Origin of the sequence: Vibrio albus, assembly GCF_003144035.1 — a bacterium.
GTDB lineage: Bacteria > Pseudomonadota > Gammaproteobacteria > Enterobacterales > Vibrionaceae > Vibrio > Vibrio albus.
Genome location: NZ_QFWT01000014.1, coordinates 32520 through 59308 on the forward strand (window position 1 = coordinate 32520; position 26789 = coordinate 59308).

The following is a 26789-nucleotide window of genomic DNA, read 5'->3' on the forward strand; positions in this document are numbered from 1 at the left end:
ACCTCTTATACCGGTCGCCGGCAAGGCTGTAAAACTAGAACGTACCGAGAAAGACCCCTGTCGCCAGAACCATACCCACATAATTATTATTCAGAAAGGCTCGAAAACAGTCATCTCTTTCCCGATTCCGGATTAGGTATTGCTGAAATCCAAACAGAGCAGCCGCGACCAGAATACCGACATAGAAGAACAGGCCCAACTGCATCCAGTGTCCCAGAGCCGTCATCAGCACCAGTGTCAGCACTTGCAATAAACCGATGATTTTTTTATCCCGCCTGCCAAACAGAATAGCGGTGGATTTGATGCCGATTTTCAAATCGTCATCTCTATCTACCATGGCGTACTGAGTATCGTAAGCAATGGTCCAGAGAGAATTAATAATAAACAGCAGCCAGGCCTGGGGTGGCAACTCGTTAGCCTGGGCAGCCCAGGCCATCGGTATCGCCCAACTGAATGCCAGGCCTAAAAACAGCTGCGGCACATGGGTAAAACGCTTCATAAACGGATAGATCGCCGCCAGCACAATGCCGACGTACGATAACTGTACCGTCAGAGTATTCATGGTCAGAACCAGAAAGAAAGAGCTGAGAGCCAGAAACAGAAACAGTAACACGGCTTCAAAAGGAGAAACTTTTCCTGATGGTAACGGTCTCGATTTAGTACGCTTCACAAAGCCGTCAAAATCCCGGTCAGCGTAATCGTTGATCACACAGCCAGCAGAACGCATCAAAAGCACCCCAAGAACAAAAACCAACAATATATTCAGATCCGGCATACCCTCTGCGGCCAGAAATAGTGCCCATACCGTCGGCCATAGTAGCAGTAAAGAGCCGATAGGACGGTCCATCCGCATAAGCTGCCAATAGGCTCTGGCTTTAGCCGCACTCATGATTGTTCTCCTTTTGTATACACTGGCGAATCAGGCAGAAACAGTTCCGCCACCAGTACTGGCTTTCTGTTCACCCAGATACGGGAGCGACGGGCGATGAGGGTTTCACCCTGAATATAAACCCAACCGACCTGCATGGCATCCCGCTCCACTTCATCCGCAGAAAATAGAGTCAGCCCCAGAGGCACTTCCCCCTGCTCAACCAGATCAAAAGGCTGTGCTTCTATTGAACTCTGAGGGATTAATGTTCTTCCAACCAGCCATTCCTGTTCAAGCCCCTCACTCACCAGACCTTTCAGAACCACCTCTCTCTGCAGGCAGTCTTCCTCAGCCAGTAAGTTTTTCTCTTCATTCGTTAATCCCTGACGGGACATGTGCTGATTATTGATCACTTCTACACGAATACCGCAACTGACAGCAGATAAGCGTTTAGACAGGGAGCCTTGCTCGGTTACCCAGGAAGAAGCGATGTCATTCGGAAACCCGAACTGATCCAAGTCATGCCAGTCCACTTTTTGTAGAGCAGTAATGTACCGCTGGATGTGATCGGTCATAGCGTGAGTATAAATTCAGACACCTGTGAGATAATCGGTTAAGATAATGTTAGTAATTATACTTGATGTTGCTTCTAAAAAAGCAGCAAAATATAAACAATATCCGGATAATTTTAAATACAGAAATATGCTTATACGTTACCTAACCCTGTTTGTATGTGTCGCCAGCCTGTGTTTTTCTTCTTTAACACTTGCAGAAGATAGCTCCGGTGAACAGACTGGCCCGCGTTTCGCCTACTTTACTCTGGCACCGGACCTCACCACTAACTTCTACACCAAAGGTAAAAAACTCGGCTATCTGCAGGTCCGAATCGACCTGATGGTGGCCGATGCCAGCTATATTGCTGATTTAGAAAAACACCAACCCCTGATTCGGGATGCCATTATCGAAATGATTGGTGAGCAACCCGAAGATAAAATCAAGACGCTGGCAGGCAGAGAAGAGCTCAGACAAGAACTGAAAGAGCACCTGAACGACATACTACTCGCAGAAACAGGACGTACCCTGCTGACGGATCTTCTGTTTACTAAGTACTTGTATCAATAGTACCGTTTAGCCAGTGACGAACCATCACAGTTCGTCACTGATGTTTGATCTGCAGACTGTCTTTCCATCCCAACACAACCCCAGATAACAACCCCATCAGGTGGGCTGTATTGGCGATCGCCATATAAGGCTGAACATAACCCAGCACCAGCCAGACCAACATAAAGACGACGATTGGCTTAGGTATAAATAGTCCAGATTCAGGAGCACGGCTCCCCATCAGCCAAAGGTAGCCCATCAAGGCGTAAACCACCCCGGATAATCCGCCAAAATACGCGTCTTCCACCCAATACTGGCCTGCACCAGACAGAGCCGCAGACAACAGGAAAATAGTCAGTAACTTCACCGACCCCAGATGCCGCTCAATATCACCGCCCAGTTGCCACCACCAGAGCAGATTAAAAGCAATATGTAAGACGGAAAAATGCAGCAAAGCATGAGAAACCCAGCGCCAGAGCTGCCACTGCTCTCCCGCTAAGGCAGGAAAATGCAACAGACTGAATACTGGCTGTTCAAAACCAATCTGACTCAGAATAAAAATGCCCACACACACTCCCATGATACTGAGAGTAAAGGGACCAGCTCTAGACTGAAGTAAAGCCATCATCCCCGGACTATGGTAACTAAACTTCCGGGTTCTGGACTCTGCTACCGCCCAGGATGCGGCCTGGTATTTTCGATCATGAGGGTTGTCCAGAAAGTGGCTGAGCTCGGCTTCCGCCTCAACCTGATGCTGGGAATCCTTTAGCCACAGCGCGAAGCTGCCTCCCCCCTCTGGCATCATCTCAATTGCGATGTGACGTGATGCCATATAGTCAATAAATGCCTGTGCCATTCTGGGGTTGTTCAGAACCACTAATCGAATCATCTGCCCGTTGCCTGCTATTCAGTATTACCCCCATGTAATAACACACTCACCCCAATAGCAGCAATACGCTAATCACACTGATAATCACAATAAAGTCAGACATGGCAACAACCTATCCAGAGACTGAACAGGGATCATGATGATATTGGTTATCCACCAACGATCAATATTTCATCAATTGTGGATAAAACTGTGAATTGCGTTGATAAAGTGTTTTTGATGATCAGGATCCACAATATATAGTAATGATCCTTTTTAATATGTGTGTAATAGTAAAAGTATCCCCAGAGGCAAAAACCTCTGTAAGGCCTAATATTCCCTTGTTTCTGACAGCTAAGAAATATTTTAACCACAAAGTTATACACAGGCAGAGTCATATCAGTGATAACGATTTGGATCCATGTCATGACATTCTGATACCTAATGGGGTAGATCGTTGATCTGAAACGTTATACCAAAGGGGAAAAGTCTTTAATTTGAAGGGAATTATCAGGACAAGACATCCGAAGAAAACAAGCACAAAAAAACCGGGTTCTGTAAGAACCCGGCCTTTGTATGATCTTCTGATTTTGATTGAGATAAAAAAGCTTAGATGTCACCAACAGCGAGTTTCAGTTTCTTCATCGCATTTTTTTCTAGCTGGCGGATACGCTCTGCGGAAACACTATAGGTTTCGGCCAGTTCCTGCAGGGTAGATTTTTTATCATCCAGCCAGCGAGAGCGGACAATATGCTGACTCCGGTCATCCAACGTCGCCAATGCGTGTGCCAGACGGTTGTTGGTGTGCTGTTCCCAGTTATCGGCTTCGACGCTCTCTGCAACATCTGACTGCTTATCTTCCAGATACAGAACCGGTGCGGTGTAGCTTGCAGCAGAGTCATCATCATCAACAGGCATTTCGAATGTGGCATCCTGAGCGGCAAGACGAGATTCCATCTCACGAACTTCTGATGGTTCGACACCCAGCTCACGGGCTACAGTTTCAACCTCACCGTTATTAAACCAGCCAAGACGCTTTTTCGACTTACGCAGGTTAAAGAAGAGTTTACGCTGCGCCTTAGTCGTTGCAATTTTTACAATCCGCCAATTACGCAGTACATATTCGTGGATCTCAGCCTTAATCCAGTGAACGGCAAAAGATACCAGCCGAACACCCACTTCAGGGTTAAAGCGTTTTACCGCTTTCATCAGGCCAATGTTACCTTCCTGGATAAGATCAGCCATAGGAAGACCATAACCTGAATAACCACGCGCTACGTGAACAACGAATCGAAGGTGAGAAAGGATAAGCCCTTTCGCTGCTTCAATTTCACCTTTGTAGTGTAATCGCTCTGCCAGTCCGCGTTCTTCGTCAGCGGTCAGCATAGGGTAGCTGTTTACTGAGCGGATATAGCCATCAAGGCTATCCTGAGTAACCAGAGCCATTGAATACGTTTGGTTTGTCATTCCGTTCCTCGTTCGTCTCTTCATCAGACAAATTAGTTAGCCCACCAATACTGAACCTTATCAGAACAAGATTCAAGCGGATCGATTATTATCCACAGATCTTTTTGCTATACAAGTGCAAAGTATAAAGAGTCGCTATTCTCTTGCCGTTTTTATGACAAGTATGAAAAAGATTAGTTCCGCCTTTCCATCACTCATTCAGCCAGGCAATCAGACTGGCTCAATCTCTTTCAAATGACGGCGAGTAGAAAGCCGGGCCGCCACAAAACCAAGAAAAGCACCTAACATGAGTAACGCAAACGACTCATCAACATTCAATCCTATCAGACGGAAATGACTGTCATACAATTGTGCCAGGTCCTCGACTGCCCCATTGAGCAATATGGTAATTATCGCAGTCAGAATCCACGCCAGTATCGCTCCCAGAACCCCAAACCAAACGCCCGAATACAGGTAGGGACGCAAAATAAAGCTGTCTGTCGCGCCAATCATCTTCATCACCTGGATCTCATCCTTGTGAGCCAGCACAGTAAAGCGAAGGGTATTACCGACGATCAGAAAGACGGCACTCAGCATCAGCACCACCAGTATCACGGCAACGGTGATGGCTAGTGTACGAATCGAATCCAGCCGGGCCATCCAGTCTTCATCCATGCGGACATCGGAAATCTCGTCCATCTGTCCGATGCGTGATGCGATCTGGCGAATAGCACTGTCTTGTTCAACCCCAGGAGAAATAATCAGCACTGCCGGAAGAGAGTAGTCACTCAACAAGGCGATAGCGTCGTCAAAACCAGCATACTGACTCAAATCACTCAACCCCTGCTGCGGTGAGACATAGTTGATAGCCTTGATCTCCGGCCAGCTTTCCAGCTCATCCTTCAGTACCATAATTCTGGCTTCAGGTGTATCGTCATGCAGGTAGACGCTTAGCTGGGATGGACTTGCGATCCCTTCAGCCACCTGAACAATATTTTTTCCCACCAGATACAGACTGGCCGGCATCGTTAAGGCCATCGCAATGACCGCCAGAGTCAGACTATTTCCCAAAGGCCGGAACCAGAGAGCAAAGAATGATTTCTTTGCCTGCAGCATATGCGCACGCAGAAAACTGATTCGACGGATATCGGGCTTGTTCCGTGGTTTATGACTGGCCATAACCGTCTACCTCACTCAAAAAGCCATGGTTCAGTTCAAAGCGACGATATTGAGGACGGGTGTCCACCAGCCCGATATCGTGTGTCGCAAACAATATGGACACACCAGCGCGGTTAAACTCCTCAAACAATTTCAGCATGTCGGAAGAGAGATCCGGGTCCAGATTGCCAGTCGGCTCATCCGCTAATACCAGTGTAGGACGGTTGACCACCGCACGGGCAATCCCCACCCTTTGCTGCTCACCACCAGAAAGCTGGCTTGGCAGGCATTTAGCCTTATCCAGTAATCCGGTTTTATCCAGTGCCGCCGATACCCGACGTTTGATGTCATTTTCGGAAGCGGATTCTATCCGCATCGGCAGAGCCACATTATCAAACACTGAACGGTCCATCAGCAGCTTGTGGTCCTGAAAAACAATACCAATACGTCGGCGTAAAAAAGGAATATCCTGTGCAGAGATTCGGGTGATGTCGTGCTGATTGAAGCTGATTTTCCCGTCTGAAGGCCGTTCAATGGCACAGATCAGTTTCAGCAGTGTACTTTTCCCTGCCCCGGAATGTCCGCCCAGAAAGGCCATTTCACCTCTACGCAGATGAAAATCTACTTTCTGTAATGCCTGTCGACCACCCCGGTAGACCTTACTGACTTGCTGAAACTTAATCACCCTTTATCCCTCGACTATCAGATGGCTTATCATGCTTCCTTGCTATTATTCTTCCCGGCTAAACAGAGCATCAATAAAACTCTGCGCTTCAAACGGACGCAGATCATCGATACTTTCACCCACACCGATATAACGGATAGGAATACCGAACTGATCCGCTATCGCAAAAATCACCCCGCCTTTTGCGGTTCCATCCAGTTTAGTCAGAGTAATACCGGTTATCGGTGCAACATCACTAAACAGTTTTGCCTGACTGATGGCATTCTGTCCTGTTCCGGCATCCAGCGTCAGCATAATTTCATGTGGGGCGGCATCATCGACTTTCTTCATCACACGCACAATCTTGCGCAGCTCTTCCATCAGATTGCTCTTGTTCTGCAGACGACCTGCGGTATCTGCAATCACGACATCAACGCCACGGGCTTTAGCTGATTCGATGGCATCATAAATCACTGACGCACTATCGGCACCGGTATGCTGAGCCACAACAGGTACATTGTTCCGCTCCCCCCATACCTGCAGTTGCTCTACCGCTGCCGCTCGGAAGGTATCGCCGGCAGCCAGCATCACGCTTTTACCTTCACGCTGGAACTGCTTCGCCAGCTTACCAATGGTGGTAGTTTTACCGACACCGTTCACCCCGACCATCAGGATCACATATGGAGTCTTGCTGGTATCCACCTGAAGAGGCTGCTCAACATGAGCAAGGATACCGGTCATTTCTTCTTTCAGCAGGTTATACAGCGCTTCACCATCCTTCAGTTCCCGGCGATCGGCTTTCTCTGTCAGGTTCTCGATGATTTTCATTGTGGTGTCCATACCCACGTCCGCAATCAACAGCTGCTCTTCCAGCTCTTCAAACAGCTCGTCATCAATTTTCTTACCTTTAAACAGTCCAAAGAAACCGGCACCGATATTCTGTTTGGTTCTTGCCAGGCTGCGTTTCAAACGGGCAAAGAAGCTTTCGGTTGGTTTTTCCTGCTCCTGAACACGTTCAGGCTCATTTTCCGTCTCATAAGTTGTCTCGGAAGCGACGGAGACCTCATCTTCTGAAATGGTCTCTTCACTTTCTTCAACCGGCACGTCTTCGTCGGCTGCTATTTCTGTATCCAAAACGGGCTGTAATTCTTCGGTCGCTTCAGCCTTACTCACCTCTTCGAACTGTTCTGCGTCAGTGAGATTTTCTGAGGATTGAGATTCCTGCTCTTTTTGCTCATTAGCTGTTGCCTGCTCTTCGTCACCAAAGCCCAGCCATGATAATAATCCGCGTTTTTTCTTTTCCGCCATCCGGGTTAATCCTGAATCTGCCTGTTTATTTTTAAGTAAACCTGTATATATTCTCTGTCCTGATTGTTTAAGCAAAGAAGCCTGTTTAAACAAAGAAATATGGCCGTGCTCTTGCTACACTCTGCCAGCACCGAATAATAAGGTGTATTTATGTTGTAAAGTTTACTCAGGAACAAAACCCGAGCATTGAACATTAACGTCCTAATAGTATCACTTTTTTACGGTCAGAAAATCTATGGTAAAGCGTCGTCAACACAACTTATCTCAAAAAAACTCATCACTAAAGCCATCACCGAAAAAGAAAGCGACTTCCGGTTTTGTTCGCATCATCAGCGGGCTGTGGCGGGGAAGAAAGCTGCCGGTGCATGATGCTGAAGGGCTGCGTCCGACCACAGACAGGGTAAAAGAAACCGTTTTTAACTGGCTGGCACAGGATATACCGGGGGCAAGATGCCTCGATTTGTTTGCCGGCTCCGGAGGGCTGGGCTTTGAAGCGGCTTCCCGGCAGGCTGAACAGGTCACGATGCTTGAGTTAAATCCCAAGGCCTATAAGCAGCTGACCTCTAATGTCGAGACACTGAAGACGAACAGCATTACGGTCACCAATACAGACAGCCTGGAATACCTGCGCGCACAGGGCTCGCCTTTTGATGTGGTATTTATCGACCCACCCTTCAGAAAGGGGTTGCTGGAAGAAGCTGTCAACCTGCTGGAAACCAACGGCTGGCTGGCTGATAACGCCATGATTTATGTCGAGACAGAAAAAGAACTACTTCTGCCCGAACTGCCACCAAGCTGGTCTCTTTACCGGGAAAAAAATGCTGGCCAGGTCAGCTTCCGCTTATTTACACGCAGTATATGACCGGGTACTCGCCCTAATAAAGCACAGACGCGGTAATTAACGCCTGCGATATTAAGTAAGTACTATTCAGCACCAGATTGCCGTTTTTTGCAGGTAACCCTTTGTGCTTAAAAGCATGGCCGATACAGCAAGTCAGTAGCAGAAATGCGCCGGTAAACCCAAGCAGCGATGCCGGCGAACTTTGATGCATCCAGACCTCTGCCGCTGCCCAGGTCATCTGCACCATTCCGGCTCCAAGTGTCACCACCGACCACAAAATGCCAGATAAAGATGGAAGACCAATAAAAAGCAGAATAACTAACGCCGCATACAGCATAGAAGGGATCCAGTAGCTAAGAGGACCGGAAAGCTGTAACCAGGAGGCCTTACCATAACATATAGAAACCACAACAAACGACAATACCGCTAACTCATAAAAGCGGTTTGAGAGCAAAAAAAACAGGTTGCCAGCCAGGGAAAACGCTAACCCGGCCAATACCCACTGTTCCGTCAGTAACAACTCCCCACCACTATGATGAAAAAGCGTCATGACTAACAAGACCATGGTTAACAGTTTAAAAAAAACTGCCAGCCTTTTCTTTTCCATTTGAGTGGCACACAGGCACACCCCTCCCGAAGCACCAACAGCCAGCCAAACAAACATAATAAATCCTCTGTGACACAAGCAGTATCCAATTACTTCCCTAATCAGCAGGAAAGTCGATACACAAATAGCGGATAGATCAGTTGTCTATCTCATTTTATTTTTCTTTTGTTGAGCTCAGCCAACGCACTCCAATCCACATGAAGTACTCAGGCTCTACTGTTTATGATGAAACGGTTAATTATTATATTCTTTACTAAACGTTGATATTACTAGACCTGCCTCCGGAATCAACAAAATAATCCCGATAGCAAAAAAATAGCAAATAATGGAATGATGTTATATGGCGGGATTATTTACTAAATATGGAAGATATGCTGGGTGATAATATTACTTATTTGCGTTTTATGATTGTTCACATAGAACCGCCATAGCGTGCATTGAGGTTATCTATTGGTATCACGTCCTATTGCAAATGAGGAGAAAGTTTGTCCCAATGGAGATAATAAAAGCCCAGTGCTAATCCGGTAATCAACACCATCAGAAATACGGCCACTCCCCAGACAAACCGGTTAGCTCTTGGTGTCAGCTCTTTTTCACAATCATCACACACCGCAAAAAAATGCTGACGGTCTTCCAGGGAATATCCCTCTTCATGCACAATTTTATTGCGGATGGTGGCCACATAACGCAGTTTGCTAATAACATCGTGCGGAAGCCGCTCCTCACAACTGCTAACCAACTGATGCAGCCCCCGTCCGTCCGCATGATACCGAATCCGGAGCAGCTTCTCTAAACGGCGCACCCGCTTAACCACTTTCTCTATATCCGACATATCCCAGTTCCTTTTGCTTATCTGAGCCAACCTGACAGCCATGCAGGTATAAGTGAATCACTCTTCCTGCATGGTTATAACTGTAGTATAGAGCATAGATACAGAATAAAAGTCAGTAAAATCAGCAGATAATTGCTTTATCTTCTGTTTTGGGAAGATACAGGGAAATAACCGTCGTGATAGCCAGAAATGCAAACGATACCCACAAGCAGGCTGCGAGCCCCGCCATCTGGAAAACCCAGCCGGATAAAATAGTGCCGATAAGGCGTCCCATTGCATTTGCCATATAATAAAAACCGACGTCCAGAGACACACCATCTCCTTTGGCATAACTCACAATCAAATAAGAATGTAGTGAGGAATTCACAGCAAAAACCGCCCCGAAGATCAGCAGCCCGGCAATAATCACCAGTTCTGGCTGCCAACCTATCTGTACGCCATAGGCAATCAACCCGGTCACCACCGACAATAGTAGTGCCCAGAATAGAGCGGCAGAGCCATCCGGAACCTTGCCTTCCGCTTTTCCTGTGATCCTTGGAGCCATGCCCTGTACCACACCATAGGCAATCACCCACAAGGCAAGAAACCCGCCAACCCAGATATGGTTCCAGCCAAAGACTGTCCCAAGATAAACCGGCAGAGCGACCACAAACCAGACGTCCCTTGCGCCAAACAAAAACATTCGTGCTGCAGAAAGAATGTTGATACTCCGGGATTTAGAAAAGATATGTTTAAACTTAGGCTTATTTTTCGCTTTCCCCATATCGCTCTCAAGCCACATCAGGCTTCCGAGCAATACCAGAACCAACACGCCGGCCATGACCAGCACAGATGCCTTGAATCCAACAGCAGAAAGCAGCAATCCGCCCACAAAGAACCCTGCCCCTTTCAGTGCGTTTTTAGAACCGGTCAGAATAGCGACCCATTTATAAAGAGCGCCCTGCTGATCACCGGAAACCAGGGTTTTGATGGCACTTTTCGCACTCATCTTATTCAGGTCTTTAGCAATGCCGGATACCGCCTGCGCTGCCATCACCCAGGGAATCGTCAGCCAGATTTCCGGCACAGCCAGCATCGCTAAAGCTCCAACCTGCAATGCCAGACCAATATTCATGGTGCGGTTCAGTCCGAGACGGGCACCCAGCCATCCCCCCACTAAATTGGTTACCACGCCAAAGAACTCATAAAAAAGGAACAGAGAGGCAATAGCCAGCGTGCTGTAGCCAAGATCATAAAAATACAGCACCACCAGCATACGCAGGGCACCGTCGGTAATAGTGAAGTTCCAGTAGTTGAATGTCACCAGCATATACTGACGAACACTTTTATCCAGACTTGAAAACATAAGCTAACCCGTTGAATGACTTAATCAATAATAATTGCGCGATAGATAATAAAAAAGGCTCTGAAAGCTTTTGGATCATAGTAACCCAAAAGCTTGAAGAGCCTGTTACAACGCCTTCTTTGTCAGCGTATCAGAGCAAGAGCCCTGGCTACTTTGTTGCCTGCTTGGCAACAGCATCGATATACTCGACCTGCACTGACTTAGTAAATGCGCCCGGACGCAGAGCCTTCACTTCCGTTTTAATCGTATCCAGCTCCCAGCCACGCTCTAATAGAACGTGTGCAGCCAGCAGCCCGGTACGGCCTGAACCGCCCATACAATGCAGCGCAACTTTACCGCCATTATCCAGCACAGACTGCAGCTTAGGGCTGTTCTGTTGCCAGCCTGAATCAAAGTCACTGTTCGGCGCACAGTCATCTTCTATCGGCTGATAACACCAGTTCATGCCCAGTTCTTGGGTTAATTCCGGTAACTGTGCAACGCCCGCTTTTTCCATTTCTTCATAACTAAGAGCGGTAACAATAGCCTCAACACCCTGAGCTTTCAGTTGCTCTAGTGACGCTTTCAGCTCCGTTCCCTTAGTGCCCGGACAAGGGGTTAATACTAACGCCGCATTGTTATCACTGACGGATAGTTCCCAGGTTGGATGTGTCATAATTAATCCTTTTGACTGCTTAATATCTTGTTTCTCGGTGTCTGGTTTTAATTTCTAGGCCAGGCCGACTTTACGCACCAGTTCAGCAGTACGGGTCGCATAGCCCATTTCATTATCGTACCAGGCATAGACTTTCACCATACGAGTACCGACCACCATAGTCGACAAAGCATCTACGATGGTTGAACGCTGGTCACCTTTGTAATCAATAGACACCAACGGACGCTCCTCAAAGCCGAGGATGCCTTTCAGTTCACCTTCAGAGGCTTCTTTAAGCAAAGCATTCACCTCTTCCGCTGTCGTATCGCGTTTGACATCAAAGATAATATCGGTCAGCGAGGCATTCGCCAGCGGAACACGCACGGCATGGCCGTTAATCTTATCTTTCAGTTCAGGGAAAATTTCCACAATGGCCTTAGCAGAACCCGTCGTTGTCGGGATCAGGCTGGTACCACAAGCTCGGGCACGGCGCAGATCCGAGTGCGGAGCATCCAGAATGGTCTGGGTATTTGTCAGATCGTGAATGGTGGTGAAAGAAGACTGCTCGATACCCAGCTTCTCGTGAATCACTTTAACGACAGGAGCAATACAGTTCGTCGTACAAGACGCCGCGGTAACAATCTGATGTACCTGTGGATCAAAGATATGGTCATTCACACCCACAACGATGTTCGCAATGCCGTCCTCTTTTACCGGAGCAGAAACGACAACGCGCTTAACGCCCTGCGCCAGATATTTCTTCAGGAAAGACCCTTTACGGTGTACGCCGGTTGATTCAATCACGACATCACAGCCAGACCAGTCTACTGCGTCAATATCACGCTCCTGAGTCACCGTAATTGTCTGACCGTTAATCTGCATGGTCGAATCTACTGCGGTAACCGGATGGTGCCAGCGTCCCTGCACTGAATCAAACTCCAGCAAGTGGGCCAATGTCGCCGCATCCCCGGCAGCATCATTGATCTGCACAAACTCCAGTTCTTCCCAGTCAAATGCCGCTCTCAGCGCCAGACGACCAATACGCCCGAACCCATTAATTCCGACTTTAATAGCCATTTCACCATCCTCTTTAGTCGCTATGTTCTGCTACGGTCAGGCCCTTTTATGCCTTAGCCGCATGTAAACGTTTAATATCTTCCCGATACAGATCTTTCAGGCATTCCGATTGCTTCAGGCTCTCGACCACTTTGCGAAACCAGCCCGGTAAATCCTCAGAGACCTTATAACGGACCCGCGCACCATCTCGTTCATCGACCAGAAATCCACACTGCCTCAGTTGAGCCAGATGGCGGGAAATCTTAGGCTGACTTTCTGCTAATGCGTGAGTCAGCTCAGAAACACATAGGCCTTCTTCCCTGGCAACCAGCAACAGGCAACGGATCCTCGTTTCGTCTGACAGCATTTTAAAATAGTGAGCAGGGCACATATGATAAACCGTATATCTGAATATGCGTATATATTTAGCAAAAACCGTCCCTACGTCAAGCAGGATCGAATCACTGTCATCGAATATTCATATTTGCTCTGACTGATGTTGAGTTTTAACGGTAACAAACAAACTCATACAAGATTACGACTTACCAAGTCTGGTAGTCGAGTGCTATTCTACACACTCTCATACGCGATACCGTTCAGATGATGCATCCAAACTCACCACCTTATATTCAGGAAGACGAACTATTTCAGGCCATGCAGGGGCCTGTCGCAGAACTGTGGGAGCAACGAAATGAAGGCCTTGTTTCGGCCACCGACGGAAAAAAATTGTTCTGGGTCAGCCTCACCTCACCCTCCCATACAAGGGCCATCGTCGTGGTCAACGGCCGGATAGAGTCAGCCTGGAAATACCAGGAGCTATTTTACGATCTCTTCCATCAGGGGTTTGATATCTATTCCTTTGATCACCGGGGACAAGGGCTGTCCGAACGGCTTCTTGATAGCCACCCGGACAGAGGATACGTCGGACACTTTAATGATTACATACTGGATTTAGCCAGCCTGATATCGTTTTTCCCGCTGGGCAAATACCAGCAGAGATTCCTGCTGGCTCACTCAATGGGCTGTACGATCACCGCGCGCTACCTGCAAACCACACCCAACCACCCGTTTGACCGTGTCGCCTTCTGTTCGCCCATGTTCGGCATTAATATACCCGCGCATCTGAAACCGATCAGCGGACCGTACAGCTGGCTATTACGAACCTTTAATCCTATAGAGACTTATGCGCCCGGACAGACCGACTACTGCGTCAAGCCCTTTGAAGATAATCCCCTCACGCGTAGCCAGAACCGTTATCAGTGGTTTCGTGAACTCTATGACAAAATGAATCAGCTCCAGCTCGGAGGGTCTACCATCCACTGGGTCTGGCAAAGCCTGTCAGCTATCCGGACCTGTCTCCGCCAGGCTCGGAAAATACACATACCTGCCCTGCTACTTCAGGCAGAAAAGGATGAAATCGTCGACAATCAGGCACAGATTACTTTTTTCCGCCGGCAGAAAAAACATTGCCCGGATTCAGAATTCAACGTATTCGAAGGCAGCCGGCACGAAATCCTGTTTGAGCAGGACGCGACCCGTAACCAGGCATTGGATATGATTATTCACTTTTTTACCCAGAAGGCATGAACAAGGCACATATCCGGATAAAAAGGGGAAATGCGAATGAGAATTTTACCCTCTTTTTCCAGGGTATTTTCGCATACACTATGGCGGCGTCTTAACCAGACCCCAAAGTAAGTTTAAAGAGAGGACCGTATGACCACTGATGTAACGAATGTATTTCAAATTGTCGCTTCTGATCTTGACGGCACCCTGCTGGCACCGAATCATCGACTGAGTGAATTCACGAAAGAAACTCTCCGCGAACTGAACCGGAAAGGGTATGTGTTTACCTTTGCAACTGGTCGCCATCATATTGATGTCGCGGCAATCCGTGGTCAGGCAGACATTCCGGCTTACATGATCACTTCTAATGGTGCCCGGGTGCATGATCAGAACGATCAGGTTATGTTCAGTAAAGATGTTCCGGAAGATCTGGTACAACCGGTGATTGATATCGTTAAAACCGATCCTGCTATTGTCATCCATGTCTATCAGGAAGATCGCTGGTTGCTGAGCCGTGAAGAGGAACAGCTGAAAGAATACCATAAAGACTCCGATTTCCCTTATATGCTGTTTGATGTGGATAACGCGCCGTCAAAGCATGTGGTGAAGCTGTTTTTCTCTTATGCCGATCATGATTATCTGGCCCGCTATGAAGCAAAACTCAAAGCGGCGTTTGGCGACCAGCTCTATATTGCTTTCTCTAGTCCCTGGTGTCTTGAAGTCATGGCCCCGGGTGTATCAAAAGGTGCCGCCTTACAAGCAGTGGCTGAATCCCGCGGGCTCAACCTGAAGCACTGCATTGCTTTTGGGGATGGTATGAACGATCTGGAAATGCTGACAATGGCACAGAAAGGCCTGCTGATGGAAACCGCACACGAAAAAGTGAAAGCCGCACTACCAGACATCGAACAAATTGGTTCCAACGCTGACGATTCCGTCGCCCGCTATCTGGAAAAGCACCTGTTCTAAGCCTGGTGAGCACCATTCATTAAGCGGGTCAGCCTACTGATCCGCTTTTTTGCTGTCGCTCCCATTTACCCTACTCCGTCCGCGTCCAGCCCAACCGTCATAAACGGAATATGCAATAATGCCGCCCATGTGTATTATCAGGAAGGACCATTATGACATCCGGTATAAAATCACTCATCTTCTCCTGTCTGCCCCTCGTTTTTCTGCAGGCATGTACGGTTTCTCAGCCCACCACCGATACTCAGTCGGCAAAGCCCACCGACGCCAGAATGGAGAAACCATCCAACAATACCCCCTCTGTCCGTCCGCAAACGTTTATGCTGCGCGGGCAACTGGTACTGAGCAGCGATATCCAGACCATCACCCCCTGCAACAGTAACCAGCAGTTTATTGTCCGCTTTGTTGACCCACATGAGCTCAGCCAGGCCAAAGATCAGATTCCACACCCTAACCAGCCCGTTTATGCCGAGCTTATTGGCAACCTCGAGGCACCGGACGAGAACGGGCCGGAGGGAGATTTTCGGGCCCGGTTTAAGGTTGCCGATATCAATATACTCACCCCGGACGCCCGCACCGGCTGTCAGCAGGTAACTCACTCCACCCGTGCATCTGGCCATGATCCCGACTGGTCTGTGCGTTTTCAGAAAAACCGCCTGCTCTATCGTATTGGAAAAAAAACAGAACACAGTACACCTCTGCAAGCCACTCGTTTAGGAACAGAGGAACGGCGCTATGAGCTGAATAACGGGAAACTGATACTGGAAGGACGCCTCTGCTCCCCTGATAACAGTGGTTCCTTATTCGGCTGGAACAGCCTTTTTACCCTGAATAAACAGACCTATCATGGCTGCGCTTCTCTGGCGAACCTTGATACGACCCTTCACTGGACGGGGCTTTACCAGGCCTCCAGCACCCAAAACCGGGACTTTAGTGTTCAGATGCAGTTGCATGCAGATCATACCGCCACCACCAGCTATCACTACCAGAGTAGTGGTGAAGCCGGACGGGAAAGCGGTTTCTGGCAACAGATCGACCATCAACGGATTCAGGTCGTCATGACCCGGTATCAGGGACAAAAACTGATTGCTGAACGCATTTTCAGTGGCGACCCATACCAGCTCACCGCCACAACAGAGACGGTCAATGGCATCGCTTATCCGATTAAAGATGGTGGCCTGACCCTATTCCGGACTCAAGCCAGCCAGAAAATCGGCCGATTACTCCCCCAAACCAGAACACTGGAAGAGCAGACTCTCTCTTCATCCTCGGAATATCGTCCGGATGTGGCGAAAGCGCTGCAGCACTATTTTCAACTGCATCGCACGCCGATAGGGGATACCCGCTACCGTTGGCTTAAGTTTGATCTGAACCGTGATGGTAAAGAAGAGCTGCTTGCTCTGATGAACTGGTGCGGAAAGCAGGGCTGTACCATGCTGGTGTTTGAGGATGAACAAGGGAAGTGGCGGTTTAACAGCCGTATCAACGGAGTGAGTACGCCTTTCAACCTCGGAACCCGGCAGCAGGCCGGATGGCAAGAACTGGTGTTTCCGGAACACACGGGTCAACCCAGGGCTCTGCCGTACACAGGGGTCAGTTATCCAACCAGTGTGGAAAATGGTGAAGCCGTATCTTCCGGGCGTGTCGGTAAAATAACCCTGTTCCGTGACGGACTCTCACCACAGGAGAAAGGCATCAAGTTATAACCCATCATTTCATGGTATTTAAATACAACAAGGGCCCGTCATGACGGGCCCCTGGCTTTTCCTTTATCATTTAATGCTTTGCTTCCAGTAATGTCAGAGCCTGACGAGAGACATCTCCGGCAGCCTGCGACATATTCTGATGCTCAAGCGCTTCCGCCAATGCCGTATAATCCGAGACATCGGCACGAACCGACAGCGCTTTCTCCAGATACTGCTGGGCTTTATCCCACTGTTCACTGCGCAGATAACATTTACCCAGAGCGCTGTTGGCTGCTGCATTATCGGTCTCTTTTTTCACCACTGATTCCAGCAGTGATACCGCTACAGTGGCGTCCGGGAGGTTCATCTCCGGCAACAGTTTCAACAATGCATCATCCGGATTTTTCTTCACCATATTACGGATAAGGCGATAAGCGTCTTCATCCGCATTACGCTGGATAAGCTGACTGACCAGACATTCGAGTAACTTCGCGTCTTTTTTCCACTTACGCGGCAGACTATTCCAGTGTGTAAGCAGTCCGTCACTGCCGCTCTCGGCCGCGATATCTGCAAGCACACCACACTGAGCCCGTTCTTCCAGATCCAGCTGCTCCTGCAGTGAAACCTGTTTAACCTTGGTCAGCTTAGGCAGCAAATCCAGTAACGCCCGCCAGTTTTGTAGCTGAACATAGGTGGTTTTTAACAGGTTCAGGATAATTGGATTATTCGGATGCTGATCTTTCAGTGCAGATAACGTTTCCAGAGCCGCTTGATACTGCCCTTCCTGAATCTGCTGTTTCGACCTTGTCAGGGCAACCGCCAGCCCTGCATTTTCCTGATCACCAGCCAGAGCCAGATAACGATCCCGCTTCGCCGTATCACCCATTCCCTGAGCCGCTTCTGATGCGATCAGATAACAAAGCAACGGCATATCATGGTGCTCTGCCAGGCGGGTAACCTTTTTCTCGGCAAGCTGCCAGTCACCTTCCAGTAACTTGATAATGCCTTCGTTGGTCTGACGGCGTGCCTTTTTCAGTTTACGCACACTAAACCAGTTCCAGGTAAACGTCGTGGCCCGCAGGGACTTTTTAATCAGAAATTCCAGCCCGAACAACACGGCCAACAAGGCGATCACCAATATCACTAAGGTCGTCACACTCATTTCTGTGGTTGTACCCGCAACAGAAATCAGCACATACCCCTGCTGTCCGGCATACTGGGTACCGACAAACAGCCCCAGCCCTAATATAACAAAGAGGAAAGCCGCTCGAATCATTGCTTCTCCTCCCCGATCATACTGGTGATATCCCGGCGCAGACGTTCACGGATAACATCCGCCAGTGCTTTTTGCGATTGCAGTTTAACCGGATAAGACACCGTAATATTCTGCCCACTTAACGCGCCCAGCGTCTTGTTAAACTCTTTAACGGCCGGATCATCCAGTTTGAAAAACTGTTGTGACCACTGATTGGCCAGTGTCAGTGCCGTCGTGTAGATCTCCCCATGTTCGTCATAGACGGCATGAATGGCGCTTTCCAGTTTGCCTTTAATATTTTCGCGCAGGTAGAAATCCTGTTTCGGCGATAGCAGAGGGATCACGTTACCGTCACGGGTACGGAAGGTAATAAACTGCTCTGAGAAATCTTTCAGAGAAGTCATCAGGTTCTGTTGCCAGTCCTGAATATCTTCAGACACTTCCTGATGAACCTCTTCCGGGGCATCCGGCAAAATAGCATTCGCCAGCGGTAGCGTATCAACCTGCTCCTGAAGGCTCATCAGACGCAGAGCCAGTCCGTCTTTGTCAATCAGAGGAACCGCCCGAAGCGTAGTGATGTCTTTCGCCATCTCTTTACGCAGAGGGACCAGACTTGGATCATTCAGTACAGAGATACGCTGATCAGCACTTTCCATCAGCTTGGTGGCACTGACGACATCTTTCTCCAGAAACAATTTCCGGCCCGCCAGTTTCACCAGATAATCCGCTTCCGCCAGCAGCCAGTCGTTCGGCCGACGGCCTTTCACTTCAGCCAGTGCCAGCTGCAGGCTCTCGATACTTTTGCCCTGCTGTTCGATGGCAACCTGAGTCCCGTTAGTCACCGACTGTAACGCCGCCTGAGTATCCGACAGCTGTCCGCTTAAATTATGGCTTAGCCCTTTCAGTTGGCTTTGTAGCTCAGCCACTTGTGTCTGATATTGTGTCGACTGCTGTTTCAGCATGTAAACACTGCCTCCGCCAATAAACAGCGACAACAGAATAGCCAGAGTCCCCAGCTTCACTCCCCGCTTACCCTGCTTCTCTTCAAGTACCGGAGTATCCTTAGTATTTTCTGGTAGCTCTGGCTGCGCGTCTGCTGCTTGTTCAGTTGCCTTCTGAGCCTGTAAGGCCTCTTGGCTGCTCTGCTCCTGAGTCTCTTGCTCAGGTTTTTTTCCAGGTTCAGTTTGCTCGTTATTGTTGCTTGTCATGCGCATTTCCTGTCTGATGTAACGACTGAATCGCCGCCAGTAAGTCGCGGTTCGCCGCACTACCTACCGTAATTACGTGTTGAAATCCAATTTCTGAGGCCAGAGCAGCAATTCGCGTACTCGGCACAATCAAAGTTTGCTGATAAAGCCAGCCATAATATTCCCCAGGAATATTACTGTGAAAAAAGCGCAGCTGTTCTGCACTGGTTACCACTATATGTGTGACAGCCTGTTGTTGCCAGATCTTAACCTTAGAGTGTCCATTAAATGAAATGAATTGGCGTTGGTATACTTCACAATATTGCACTCTCGCACCACGTTCACGTAACGTCTGCGCCAGCAATTCCCGCCCGCCATTACCTCGTAAAATAATAACCCGCTTATGGTTTACCTGTTGCAGAGGCTCAAGGTGAAGTAAATGTTCACTATCACTGACTGGTGGATAGATGGCTGCCTGACCACACACCTGGCTAAGCTGTTGCGCTGTTTTCTCACCCACAGCAAAGTAACCGGCTTGTGGCGGCCAGGTTACCTGAGCCTGCCGGAGTAACCGGTCAGCCCATTCGACGGCTTGCTTGCTGACAGCGATAATCATATCGGCATTAGCCAGAGCGTGTCTTTGCTGTTCTACCAGGCTACCGGCAGAAAACTCAATCAATGGCTGACCAAGACTAGCGATGCCACACTTAGTCAATGCCGCGCGCAGCTGGCTTCCTTCAGGTTCAGGTCGGGTTATCAATACCGTCATAGACCGTTACTCGTATGAAGTTAGTGCTCACTATATAATTTATCCAGTATTTCACGGGCACCTTTAGCCAGCAACTCTTCTGCGGCCTGAGAGCCCATCGCTTCCGCATCCCGGCGGTGACCTCTTTTCTCCACCCGTACAACCTTACTGCCGTCCGGTTCCCCGACCAAAGCCCGGAGCCAGAGTTCCTCTCCTTCCAGCAGAGCATAACTGCCGATAGGGACCTGACACCCTCCGTTCAGGGTCAGGTTCATTGCCCGCTCACAGCGCACCCGGTCAGCCGTATCCTTGTCATTTAATGGAGCCAGCAGGTTAAGAATGCGCTCGTCATCCAGACGACATTCAATACCGACTGCACCCTGACCTACCGCTGGTAATGACTGCTCAGGTTCAATCACGCTCTGAATCCGCTCTTCCAGATTCAGGCGTTTCAGACCAGCCGCGGCTAAGATAATCGCGTCGTATTCACCGGCATCCAGCTTACTCAGGCGGGTGCCCACGTTACCACGCAAGTTCTTAATCTTCAGATCCGGCCGGGCTTCTTTCAACTGACACTGTCGGCGCAGACTGCAAGTACCCACCACGGCACCTTCCGGCAGCTCTTCGATACTCTGATAGGTGTTGGACACAAAGGCATCACGGGGATCCCCTCGTTCACAGATGGTCACCAGGCCCAGCCCATCCGGAAACTCCACCGGCACATCTTTCATCGAATGTACCGCAATATCCGCACGCCCTTCCAGCATGGCGACTTCCAGTTCCTTAACAAACAGCCCTTTTCCACCCACTTTTGCCAGTGGGGTATCCAGGATCACATCGCCTTTGGTCACCATGGTGACCAGCTCAACGGTCAGGCCCGGATGCGCCGTTTCCAGGGCCTGCTTAATATACTCAGCCTGCCACATGGCCAGCGGACTTTTACGGGTCGCAATTCTTACCGGGGTGTCATGGTGTGTTGCAGAAGAAGTGGATTGAATATCGGTCATCTGGATAGTTACATCATTGTCTGGATAAAACACCATCCTATCATCGTCTGTTACCGAGACGCAGTAATAGATTCAGGCTAGTGCAGAAATTGGTAATATTTTCACCATCACGGATTATTAATGTGACCAAATTCTCAATTATGAACTAGACTAGTATTAACCCCGAAGTGAAAAGTTAGAGACTGTGCCCAAGCTTTTAAGATAGTTTTTACAGATTATGCTCTTCATCGGCGCAGTCACATTTTCTTTACCTTGAGGGGCAAAAATGTTAGATTGATCACGTTTTGTTTTACTATTTGCTCATAAAGCAAACAAAATCAGTATTAATACTTTTCATCAGGGATATCCTCTTGCAGGCTTACACTCAAACGGTCATTCGTAGACTTGATAAACTCAATCAGCAGCGTATCGAGCGTGCACTGGCACTTATGAATGTCCAGAGCCAGCAGGTGTTCCACCTTATTCCTGTTCTGCTGCACTATAATCACCCGGCTATCCCTGCCTATTATGAACAATCGGTTCCCAGCGGTATTTTCGATTTTCATGCCAATGATGTTCAGCAGCAGTTTATTGATCAACTGGAACTGACCCAGAAGTCACCACTTACAGAATCAGAGCAGCCGGCTATCCTTGCCCTGTATACCATGGGCAGTACTTCCTCTATTGGTCAGAGTACGTCCAGTGATCTGGATATCTGGGTATGTGTTTCCCCTCAGATGAGCAGCCTTGAACGAGCTCACCTGAGCAATAAGTGTATGCAGGTAACGGACTGGGCAAAAGGGTATGGGGTAGAAGCCAACTTTTTCCTGATGGATGAGCAGCGGTTCCGCAATAATCACTCCGAAGAAATGACCGGGGACAACTGTGGTTCTTCGCAACATCTGCTGCTGTTGGATGAATTTTACCGGACTGCCGTCCGGCTTGCCGGACAGCGTTTACTATGGCATATCGTTCCGCCGGAAATGGAAGAGTGCTACGATGAGTATGTTGTGCAGCTATGTCAGTCCGGTGGCGTAGACTGCAGCCAGTGGATCGATTTTGGTCAATTGCACCGTATTCCCGCTGAAGAGTATTTTGGCTCTAACCTCTGGCAACTGTATAAAAGTATCGACTCACCATATAAGTCGGTCATCAAAGCTATTCTTCTGGAAGCCTATTCCTGGGAATATCCTCATACTCAGTTACTGAGTCTGGATACTAAAAGACGCTTCTTTGCTCATGACCCCGATCTGTACTGTATGGATGCGTACTACCTGATGCTGGAAAAAGTCACCCGCTACCTTGAACGCATTAATGATCATACCCGTTTGGATCTGGTCCGTCGCTGTTTTTACCTGAAAACCCATGAAAAGCTGTCCCGGCCTCCGGGTGTCGGTTCTATGGCATGGCGTCGCGAAGCATTAACCGAGATGACTCAACGCTGGAACTGGGATTCCAACACCATTCAGGAACTGGATGATCGCCGTAACTGGAAAGTAGAACAGGTGAAAGTTGTTCACCACGGTCTGCTGGATGCTTTGATGCAGAGCTATCGGAACCTGATAGAGTTCGCACGACGGAATGACATCACCTCAGCCATCAGTCCTCAGGATATCAGTATACTCGCCCGAAAACTGTACGCTGCTTTTGAAGTCCTGCCGGGAAAGGTGACTCTTCTGAACCCTCAGATTTCCCCTGATCTGCATGAACCGCATCTCAGTTTCGTTCAGGTCAGAAAAGGACGAACCAATAAAGCTGGCTGGTATCTGTATAAACAGCCACCGCTCCCGTCCCTGATGATTGGGCAGAAGTACCTGGAACATAACGAATATCTGAGTAAGCTGGTCGCCTGGTCTTTCTTTAACGGGCTAATCACTGAATCCACCCATCTGCACTCTCTGGTTAAAGATGCCGATTTGGACATTGATAAGTTTTATCAGATGGTCAGTGACTTAAGAAACACCTTTTCACTGCGTAAACGCCGCCCAAGCATGCAGGCTCTGGGAAGCCCGTGTGAAATCAGCCAGTTGGCGATGTTTATCAATTTCGAAAATGACCCGACCGTCAACCTGAACAGTAAAACACTCAGGATAAACCCGAAAGATGTCGATATCTTCAGTTTTTCTGATGCTCAGTCCTGTCTTGTCGGCAGCGTTGACCTGGTATACCGCAACTCCTGGCATGAAGTCCGGACTCTGCATTTTACCGGTGAAACCGCCATATTAAATGCACTGAAAACCATTCTGGGTAAGATGCATCAGGATGCGCTTCCGCCAGAATCTGTTGACGTATTCTGCTACAGTAAAAACCTGCGCGGGGTGATCCGCAATGTGGTGTATCAGCTGCTGGCTGAATGTATCCGCTTGCGCCTGAAACCCGTAGAGCCTAAAAAACGGCGTCGTTTCAAAGCCATTAAGATCACCAACCAGACCTTTGGACTGTTCTTTGAACGCCGTGGCGTATCCGTTCAGAAACTGGAAAACCCGGTGGATTTCTATAAAAGTATCTCCATCAATAAACTGACCGGCTCCCCGCTTTCTGTTCTGGATAAAGATCAGGATCATGATATGCCCGAAGTGATCGACGGCTTCGCCAGTGAAGGACTGGTGCAGTTCTTCTTCGAAGACAGCGATTCCGGGTTTAATATTTATGTACTGAATGAAGTGAATGATGTCGAGATGTACCACCAGTTCAACGGCAGTAAAGATGACATCATCAATAATGTGAACCGATTCTACACGTCAAACTTCTCTGACAGTCAAAACGGAGAGACTGAACAGCAGCCGGTGAATTTCAATCTGCCGCAGTTTTATCAGATTGTCCATCCTGTAGATGGTGACAGTTATGTCCTCCCTTACCGTAATGACAGCCTGGTCAATTCCCGGCCATCAAAAGCGGTCAATGCCTGATAAGTAAAGTGGACCTGTCAGGTCCACTCGATATCTTCATCACTCTGTTTATCACACTCTTCCCTGACCAGCGCCAGTAACTCCCTCCCGGAACGGGAACAAATCCACTGCTCATTCTGATAAGAAAAATGATACCCACCAGATTTGGAAGCCAGCCATATTTCATGCATCGGCTCCTGCTTGTTAATGATGATCTGGCTACGGTTATCCATTTCCAGTGTCATCACATTGCCGTGAGTCTCATAATCCATATCTGCACCCGAATCATCGACCATCTCTTCAATGGTGTTGAGCGCCTGATCCGCGAGTTGGTTAAATTCAGTGTCATTCATCCTTTATGTCCTATTGCTTTTCTTATTGGTAGTGCGATTATAGGGGGCATTGGTTTATTAATCACGACTTGCACGAATAAGACTATGAAAAAGACTCTGGCAGCGCTTTGTTTACTCTCCGTTCTCGGCTTAACCGGCTGTGGTCAGACCGGCCCACTGTATATGCCTGATGACAACGCTCAAAGTGAGCAAACCGAGTCACAATAACTAAGCAGTCGTATCATAAGGAAAAGGAACAGAGAATTGGATTACTTTAATTATCAGGATGATGGTCAGCTATGGGCCGAAAATGTTGCCGTTGCCGATTTAGCTGAACAGTATGGCACTCCGCTGTACATTTATTCCCGTGCCACGTTTGAGCGCCACTGGAAAGCCTTTGATCAGGCGGTAGGTAATCACCCTCACCTGGTCTGTTTTGCCGTCAAAGCCAACGGAAACCTGGGTGTATTGAATACCCTGGCGCGTCTTGGCTCCGGTTTTGATATTGTTTCCGGCGGTGAACTGGAACGCGTTATCGCAGCCGGTGGCGATCCATCTAAAGTTGTCTTCTCCGGCGTAGCTAAAACAGAAGCCGAAATGAAGCGGGCACTGGAACTGAATATCCGCTGCTTTAATGTGGAATCGGAACCGGAACTGGAACGCCTGAACAAAGTAGCAGGCGAGCTGGGAGTAAAGGCACCCATTTCTCTGCGTATTAACCCGGATGTGGATGCCAAAACACACCCTTATATCTCGACCGGACTGCGCGATAACAAATTCGGTATCGCGTTCGAACGCGCTCCGGAAGTCTACAAATTTGCCGCCAGCCTGGAAAACCTGAATGTCGAAGGTATCGACTGCCATATCGGGTCACAACTGACCGATATCGACCCTTTCATTGATGCGGCTGACCGTCTGCTGGCACTGATTGACCAGTTAATCGCCGATGGTATTCAGATCAAACATCTGGATGTCGGTGGCGGCCTTGGCGTGATCTACCGTGATGAACTGCCTCCACAACCTTCTGACTACGCGAAGGCCCTGATGGCACGTTTGAAAAACCATCCGGAAATCGAGCTTATCTTTGAACCGGGACGGGCAATTGCCGCCAATGCAGGCATTCTGGTCACCAAAGTTGAGTTCCTGAAACCAACGGAATTTAAGAACTTCGCTATCGTCGATGCGGCCATGAACGATCTGATGCGTCCCGCTCTGTATCAGGCATGGCAGGACATCGTGCCGGTGAAGCCGCGTGAAGGTGAAGCCGTGACCTACGATATCGTCGGCCCGGTATGTGAAACAGGCGACTTCCTGGGTAAAGACCGCGCCCTGGTGATCGAGCAGGATGATTTGCTGGCGGTACGCTCTGCCGGGGCTTATGGCTTTACCATGTCTTCAAACTACAATGCCCGCACCCGTGCTGCGGAAGTAATGGTAGACGGAAGTGCAGCACACCTGGTACGTAAGCGTGAAGAAATCAGCAGCCTGTGGCAGCTGGAACAGATTCTGCCGGAGTAAACTGAGACAATGCATTTCCATTTTTCTAAAATGCACGGGCTGGGCAACGACTTTATGGTCGTTGACTGTATCACGCAGAATATCTTTTTCTCTCCGGAATTGATCCGCCGCCTGGCGGATCGTCATACGGGGGTCGGGTTCGACCAGTTGCTGGTCGTTGAGGCACCCTATGATCCGGAAACCGACTTCCACTACCGTATCTTTAATGCCGACGGCAGCGAAGTCGAACAGTGTGGCAACGGTGCCCGCTGTTTTGCCCGTTTTGTCCGCATGAAAGGACTGACCAATAAATACAGTATTCGCGTCAGCACCAAAAAAGGCAAAATGGTACTTAAGGTCGAGGATGATGATCTGGTCACCGTCAATATGGGCGAGCCAGTCTTCGAGCCATCTAAAATACCCTTTAAAGCCAAGCAGACAGAAAAAACCTATATCCTGCGAGCCGCTGATCAAACTCTGTTCTGTGGAGCCGTCAGTATGGGTAACCCACATGTCGTCACGACCGTGGAAAACATTGATACCGCAGATGTGGATACGCTTGGCCCTCTGCTGGAATCTCATGAACGCTTCCCGGAAAGAGTCAATGCCGGCTTTATGCAGATCGTCAACCGTAATGATGTTCGCCTTCGGGTATATGAACGTGGTGCCGGTGAAACTCAGGCCTGTGGCAGTGGTGCCTGTGGTGCCGCCGCCGTTGGTATTGTTCAGGGCGCTCTGGATGAAAAAGTAACGGTTCATCTTCCGGGTGGCGATCTGGTTATCCAGTGGAAAGGTCCGGGACACCCGCTGTATATGACGGGCCCGGTTGCCCATGTCTTTGATGGCCAGATCACCTGCTAGCGATAGCAATACCACCCATACATAAGAACAAGAGGTTTTGTTTTGTCTAACTCAGAAGACGCACTGGCAATAAACCCGACTTCTCTGGAA

At 48.8% G+C, this 26789-nt stretch carries 27 protein-coding genes; 9 read left to right on the plus strand and 18 right to left on the minus strand.

Annotated features, from left to right (window positions below; all coding sequences use genetic code 11):
- Window positions 1-34: 34 nt before the first annotated feature.
- Together ubiA and DI392_RS18465 are read right to left on the minus strand one after the other, a co-directional pair.
- Window positions 35-889 carry a 4-hydroxybenzoate octaprenyltransferase gene (gene ubiA, locus DI392_RS18460; RefSeq protein WP_109321168.1) on the minus strand — a complete coding sequence of 285 codons (855 nt, stop codon included), beginning with the start codon at window positions 887-889 and terminating at the stop codon, window positions 35-37.
- Entirely contained in the window at window positions 886-1443 is a 558-nt protein-coding gene (locus DI392_RS18465) for a chorismate lyase (RefSeq protein WP_109321169.1), read from the minus strand. Before DI392_RS18465 ends, ubiA begins: the two co-directional genes overlap by 4 nt.
- Before the next feature lie 127 nt (window positions 1444-1570).
- Here DI392_RS18465 and DI392_RS18470 point away from each other — a divergent pair, with 127 nt between their 5' ends.
- A complete protein-coding gene (locus DI392_RS18470) occupies window positions 1571-1990 on the plus strand; it encodes a flagellar basal body-associated protein FliL (protein WP_109321205.1) in 420 nt (139 codons plus the stop codon).
- 34 nt (window positions 1991-2024) lie between these two features.
- On the opposite strand, the gene glpG is transcribed toward DI392_RS18470, so the two are convergent.
- The 5 genes from glpG to ftsY all read right to left on the minus strand — a co-directional run bounded on the left by glpG (window position 2025) and on the right by ftsY (window position 7413).
- Window positions 2025-2858 carry a rhomboid family intramembrane serine protease GlpG gene (gene glpG, locus DI392_RS18475; RefSeq protein ID WP_109321170.1) on the minus strand — a complete coding sequence of 278 codons (834 nt, stop codon included), beginning with the start codon at window positions 2856-2858 and terminating at the stop codon, window positions 2025-2027.
- A gap of 588 nt (window positions 2859-3446) precedes the next feature.
- On the minus strand, window positions 3447-4304 hold the full coding sequence (gene rpoH / locus DI392_RS18485; RefSeq protein ID WP_109321172.1) for an RNA polymerase sigma factor RpoH: 858 nt from the start codon (window positions 4302-4304) through the stop codon (window positions 3447-3449).
- Between the two features lie 210 nt (window positions 4305-4514).
- The gene (ftsX, locus tag DI392_RS18490; RefSeq protein WP_109321173.1) at window positions 4515-5462 is read right to left on the minus strand and encodes a permease-like cell division protein FtsX; all 948 of its coding nucleotides are present in this window, start codon (window positions 5460-5462) and stop codon (window positions 4515-4517) included.
- Window positions 5449-6126, minus strand: a complete 678-nt coding sequence (gene ftsE, locus DI392_RS18495) for a cell division ATP-binding protein FtsE (RefSeq protein WP_109321174.1) — start codon at window positions 6124-6126, stop codon at window positions 5449-5451. Before ftsE ends, ftsX begins: the two co-directional genes overlap by 14 nt.
- 45 nt (window positions 6127-6171) lie before the next feature.
- The gene (gene ftsY / locus DI392_RS18500) at window positions 6172-7413 is read right to left on the minus strand and encodes a signal recognition particle-docking protein FtsY (protein ID WP_109321175.1); all 1242 of its coding nucleotides are present in this window, start codon (window positions 7411-7413) and stop codon (window positions 6172-6174) included.
- A 235-nt stretch (window positions 7414-7648) separates the two neighbouring features.
- Here ftsY and rsmD point away from each other — a divergent pair, with 235 nt between their 5' ends.
- On the plus strand, window positions 7649-8275 hold the full coding sequence (rsmD, locus tag DI392_RS18505) for a 16S rRNA (guanine(966)-N(2))-methyltransferase RsmD (RefSeq protein ID WP_109321176.1): 627 nt from the start codon (window positions 7649-7651) through the stop codon (window positions 8273-8275).
- Between the two features lie 13 nt (window positions 8276-8288).
- Here rsmD and DI392_RS18510 read toward each other — a convergent pair whose 3' ends face one another.
- The 6 genes from DI392_RS18510 to DI392_RS18535 form a co-directional block, all read right to left on the minus strand.
- A complete protein-coding gene (locus DI392_RS18510) occupies window positions 8289-8918 on the minus strand; it encodes a lysoplasmalogenase family protein (protein ID WP_109321177.1) in 630 nt (209 codons plus the stop codon).
- 406 nt (window positions 8919-9324) lie between these two features.
- The gene (locus DI392_RS18515) at window positions 9325-9693 is read right to left on the minus strand and encodes a DUF4145 domain-containing protein (RefSeq protein ID WP_109321178.1); all 369 of its coding nucleotides are present in this window, start codon (window positions 9691-9693) and stop codon (window positions 9325-9327) included.
- 121 nt (window positions 9694-9814) lie between these two features.
- Entirely contained in the window at window positions 9815-11038 is a 1224-nt protein-coding gene (gene arsJ, locus DI392_RS18520; RefSeq protein WP_109321179.1) for an organoarsenical effux MFS transporter ArsJ, read from the minus strand.
- Window positions 11039-11186: 148 nt separating this feature from the next.
- Window positions 11187-11693, minus strand: a complete 507-nt coding sequence (locus tag DI392_RS18525; protein ID WP_109321180.1) for a cyclin-dependent kinase inhibitor 3 family protein — start codon at window positions 11691-11693, stop codon at window positions 11187-11189.
- A 54-nt stretch (window positions 11694-11747) separates the two neighbouring features.
- The gene (locus tag DI392_RS18530; protein ID WP_109321181.1) at window positions 11748-12749 is read right to left on the minus strand and encodes an ArsJ-associated glyceraldehyde-3-phosphate dehydrogenase; all 1002 of its coding nucleotides are present in this window, start codon (window positions 12747-12749) and stop codon (window positions 11748-11750) included.
- Between the two features lie 46 nt (window positions 12750-12795).
- Window positions 12796-13119: a metalloregulator ArsR/SmtB family transcription factor gene (locus DI392_RS18535; protein WP_109321182.1), complete on the minus strand. Its 324-nt coding sequence runs from the start codon at window positions 13117-13119 to the stop codon at window positions 12796-12798.
- A gap of 209 nt (window positions 13120-13328) precedes the next feature.
- Between DI392_RS18535 and DI392_RS18540 the strand changes: the two genes are divergently transcribed.
- The 3 genes from DI392_RS18540 (at window position 13329) to DI392_RS18550 (ending at window position 16966) form a co-directional block, all read left to right on the plus strand.
- Window positions 13329-14315, plus strand: coding sequence for an alpha/beta fold hydrolase (locus DI392_RS18540; RefSeq protein ID WP_425445703.1), 987 nt, complete (start codon window positions 13329-13331; stop codon window positions 14313-14315).
- Window positions 14316-14444: 129 nt separating this feature from the next.
- The gene (locus DI392_RS18545; protein ID WP_109321184.1) at window positions 14445-15263 is read left to right on the plus strand and encodes a Cof-type HAD-IIB family hydrolase; all 819 of its coding nucleotides are present in this window, start codon (window positions 14445-14447) and stop codon (window positions 15261-15263) included.
- Between the two features lie 152 nt (window positions 15264-15415).
- The gene (locus tag DI392_RS18550) at window positions 15416-16966 is read left to right on the plus strand and encodes a hypothetical protein (protein ID WP_109321185.1); all 1551 of its coding nucleotides are present in this window, start codon (window positions 15416-15418) and stop codon (window positions 16964-16966) included.
- Between the two features lie 70 nt (window positions 16967-17036).
- On the opposite strand, the gene DI392_RS18555 is transcribed toward DI392_RS18550, so the two are convergent.
- The 4 genes from DI392_RS18555 to hemC are packed head-to-tail and all read right to left on the minus strand — an operon-like array spanning window position 17037 to window position 21142.
- Window positions 17037-18221, minus strand: coding sequence for a heme biosynthesis protein HemY (locus DI392_RS18555; protein ID WP_109321186.1), 1185 nt, complete (start codon window positions 18219-18221; stop codon window positions 17037-17039).
- On the minus strand, window positions 18218-19408 hold the full coding sequence (locus DI392_RS18560) for a uroporphyrinogen-III C-methyltransferase (RefSeq protein ID WP_109321187.1): 1191 nt from the start codon (window positions 19406-19408) through the stop codon (window positions 18218-18220). Before DI392_RS18560 ends, DI392_RS18555 begins: the two co-directional genes overlap by 4 nt.
- On the minus strand, window positions 19392-20156 hold the full coding sequence (locus tag DI392_RS18565; RefSeq protein ID WP_109321188.1) for a uroporphyrinogen-III synthase: 765 nt from the start codon (window positions 20154-20156) through the stop codon (window positions 19392-19394). The genes DI392_RS18560 and DI392_RS18565 overlap by 17 nt, the downstream gene beginning before the upstream one ends.
- Window positions 20157-20176: 20 nt before the next feature.
- A complete protein-coding gene (hemC, locus tag DI392_RS18570) occupies window positions 20177-21142 on the minus strand; it encodes a hydroxymethylbilane synthase (RefSeq protein WP_109321206.1) in 966 nt (321 codons plus the stop codon).
- Window positions 21143-21492: 350 nt separating this feature from the next.
- Here hemC and DI392_RS18575 point away from each other — a divergent pair, with 350 nt between their 5' ends.
- Complete coding sequence (locus tag DI392_RS18575) at window positions 21493-24030, plus strand: class I adenylate cyclase (protein ID WP_109321189.1); 2538 nt, start codon at window positions 21493-21495, stop codon at window positions 24028-24030.
- Between the two features lie 17 nt (window positions 24031-24047).
- Here DI392_RS18575 and cyaY read toward each other — a convergent pair whose 3' ends face one another.
- Window positions 24048-24362, minus strand: coding sequence for an iron donor protein CyaY (cyaY, locus tag DI392_RS18580; protein WP_109321190.1), 315 nt, complete (start codon window positions 24360-24362; stop codon window positions 24048-24050).
- An 84-nt stretch (window positions 24363-24446) separates the two neighbouring features.
- Between cyaY and lptM the strand changes: the two genes are divergently transcribed.
- Genes lptM through dapF form a run of 3 tightly spaced genes read left to right on the plus strand, consistent with a single transcriptional unit; the run spans window position 24447 to window position 26699 of the window.
- On the plus strand, window positions 24447-24569 hold the full coding sequence (gene lptM, locus DI392_RS20065) for an LPS translocon maturation chaperone LptM (RefSeq protein ID WP_425445704.1): 123 nt from the start codon (window positions 24447-24449) through the stop codon (window positions 24567-24569).
- Window positions 24570-24605: 36 nt separating this feature from the next.
- Window positions 24606-25859 (plus strand): diaminopimelate decarboxylase, encoded by a 1254-nt coding sequence (gene lysA, locus DI392_RS18590; protein WP_109321191.1) that lies wholly within the window; start codon window positions 24606-24608, stop codon window positions 25857-25859.
- 9 nt (window positions 25860-25868) lie between these two features.
- Window positions 25869-26699 (plus strand): diaminopimelate epimerase, encoded by an 831-nt coding sequence (gene dapF, locus DI392_RS18595; RefSeq protein WP_109321192.1) that lies wholly within the window; start codon window positions 25869-25871, stop codon window positions 26697-26699.
- Window positions 26700-26789: the final 90 nt, after the last annotated feature.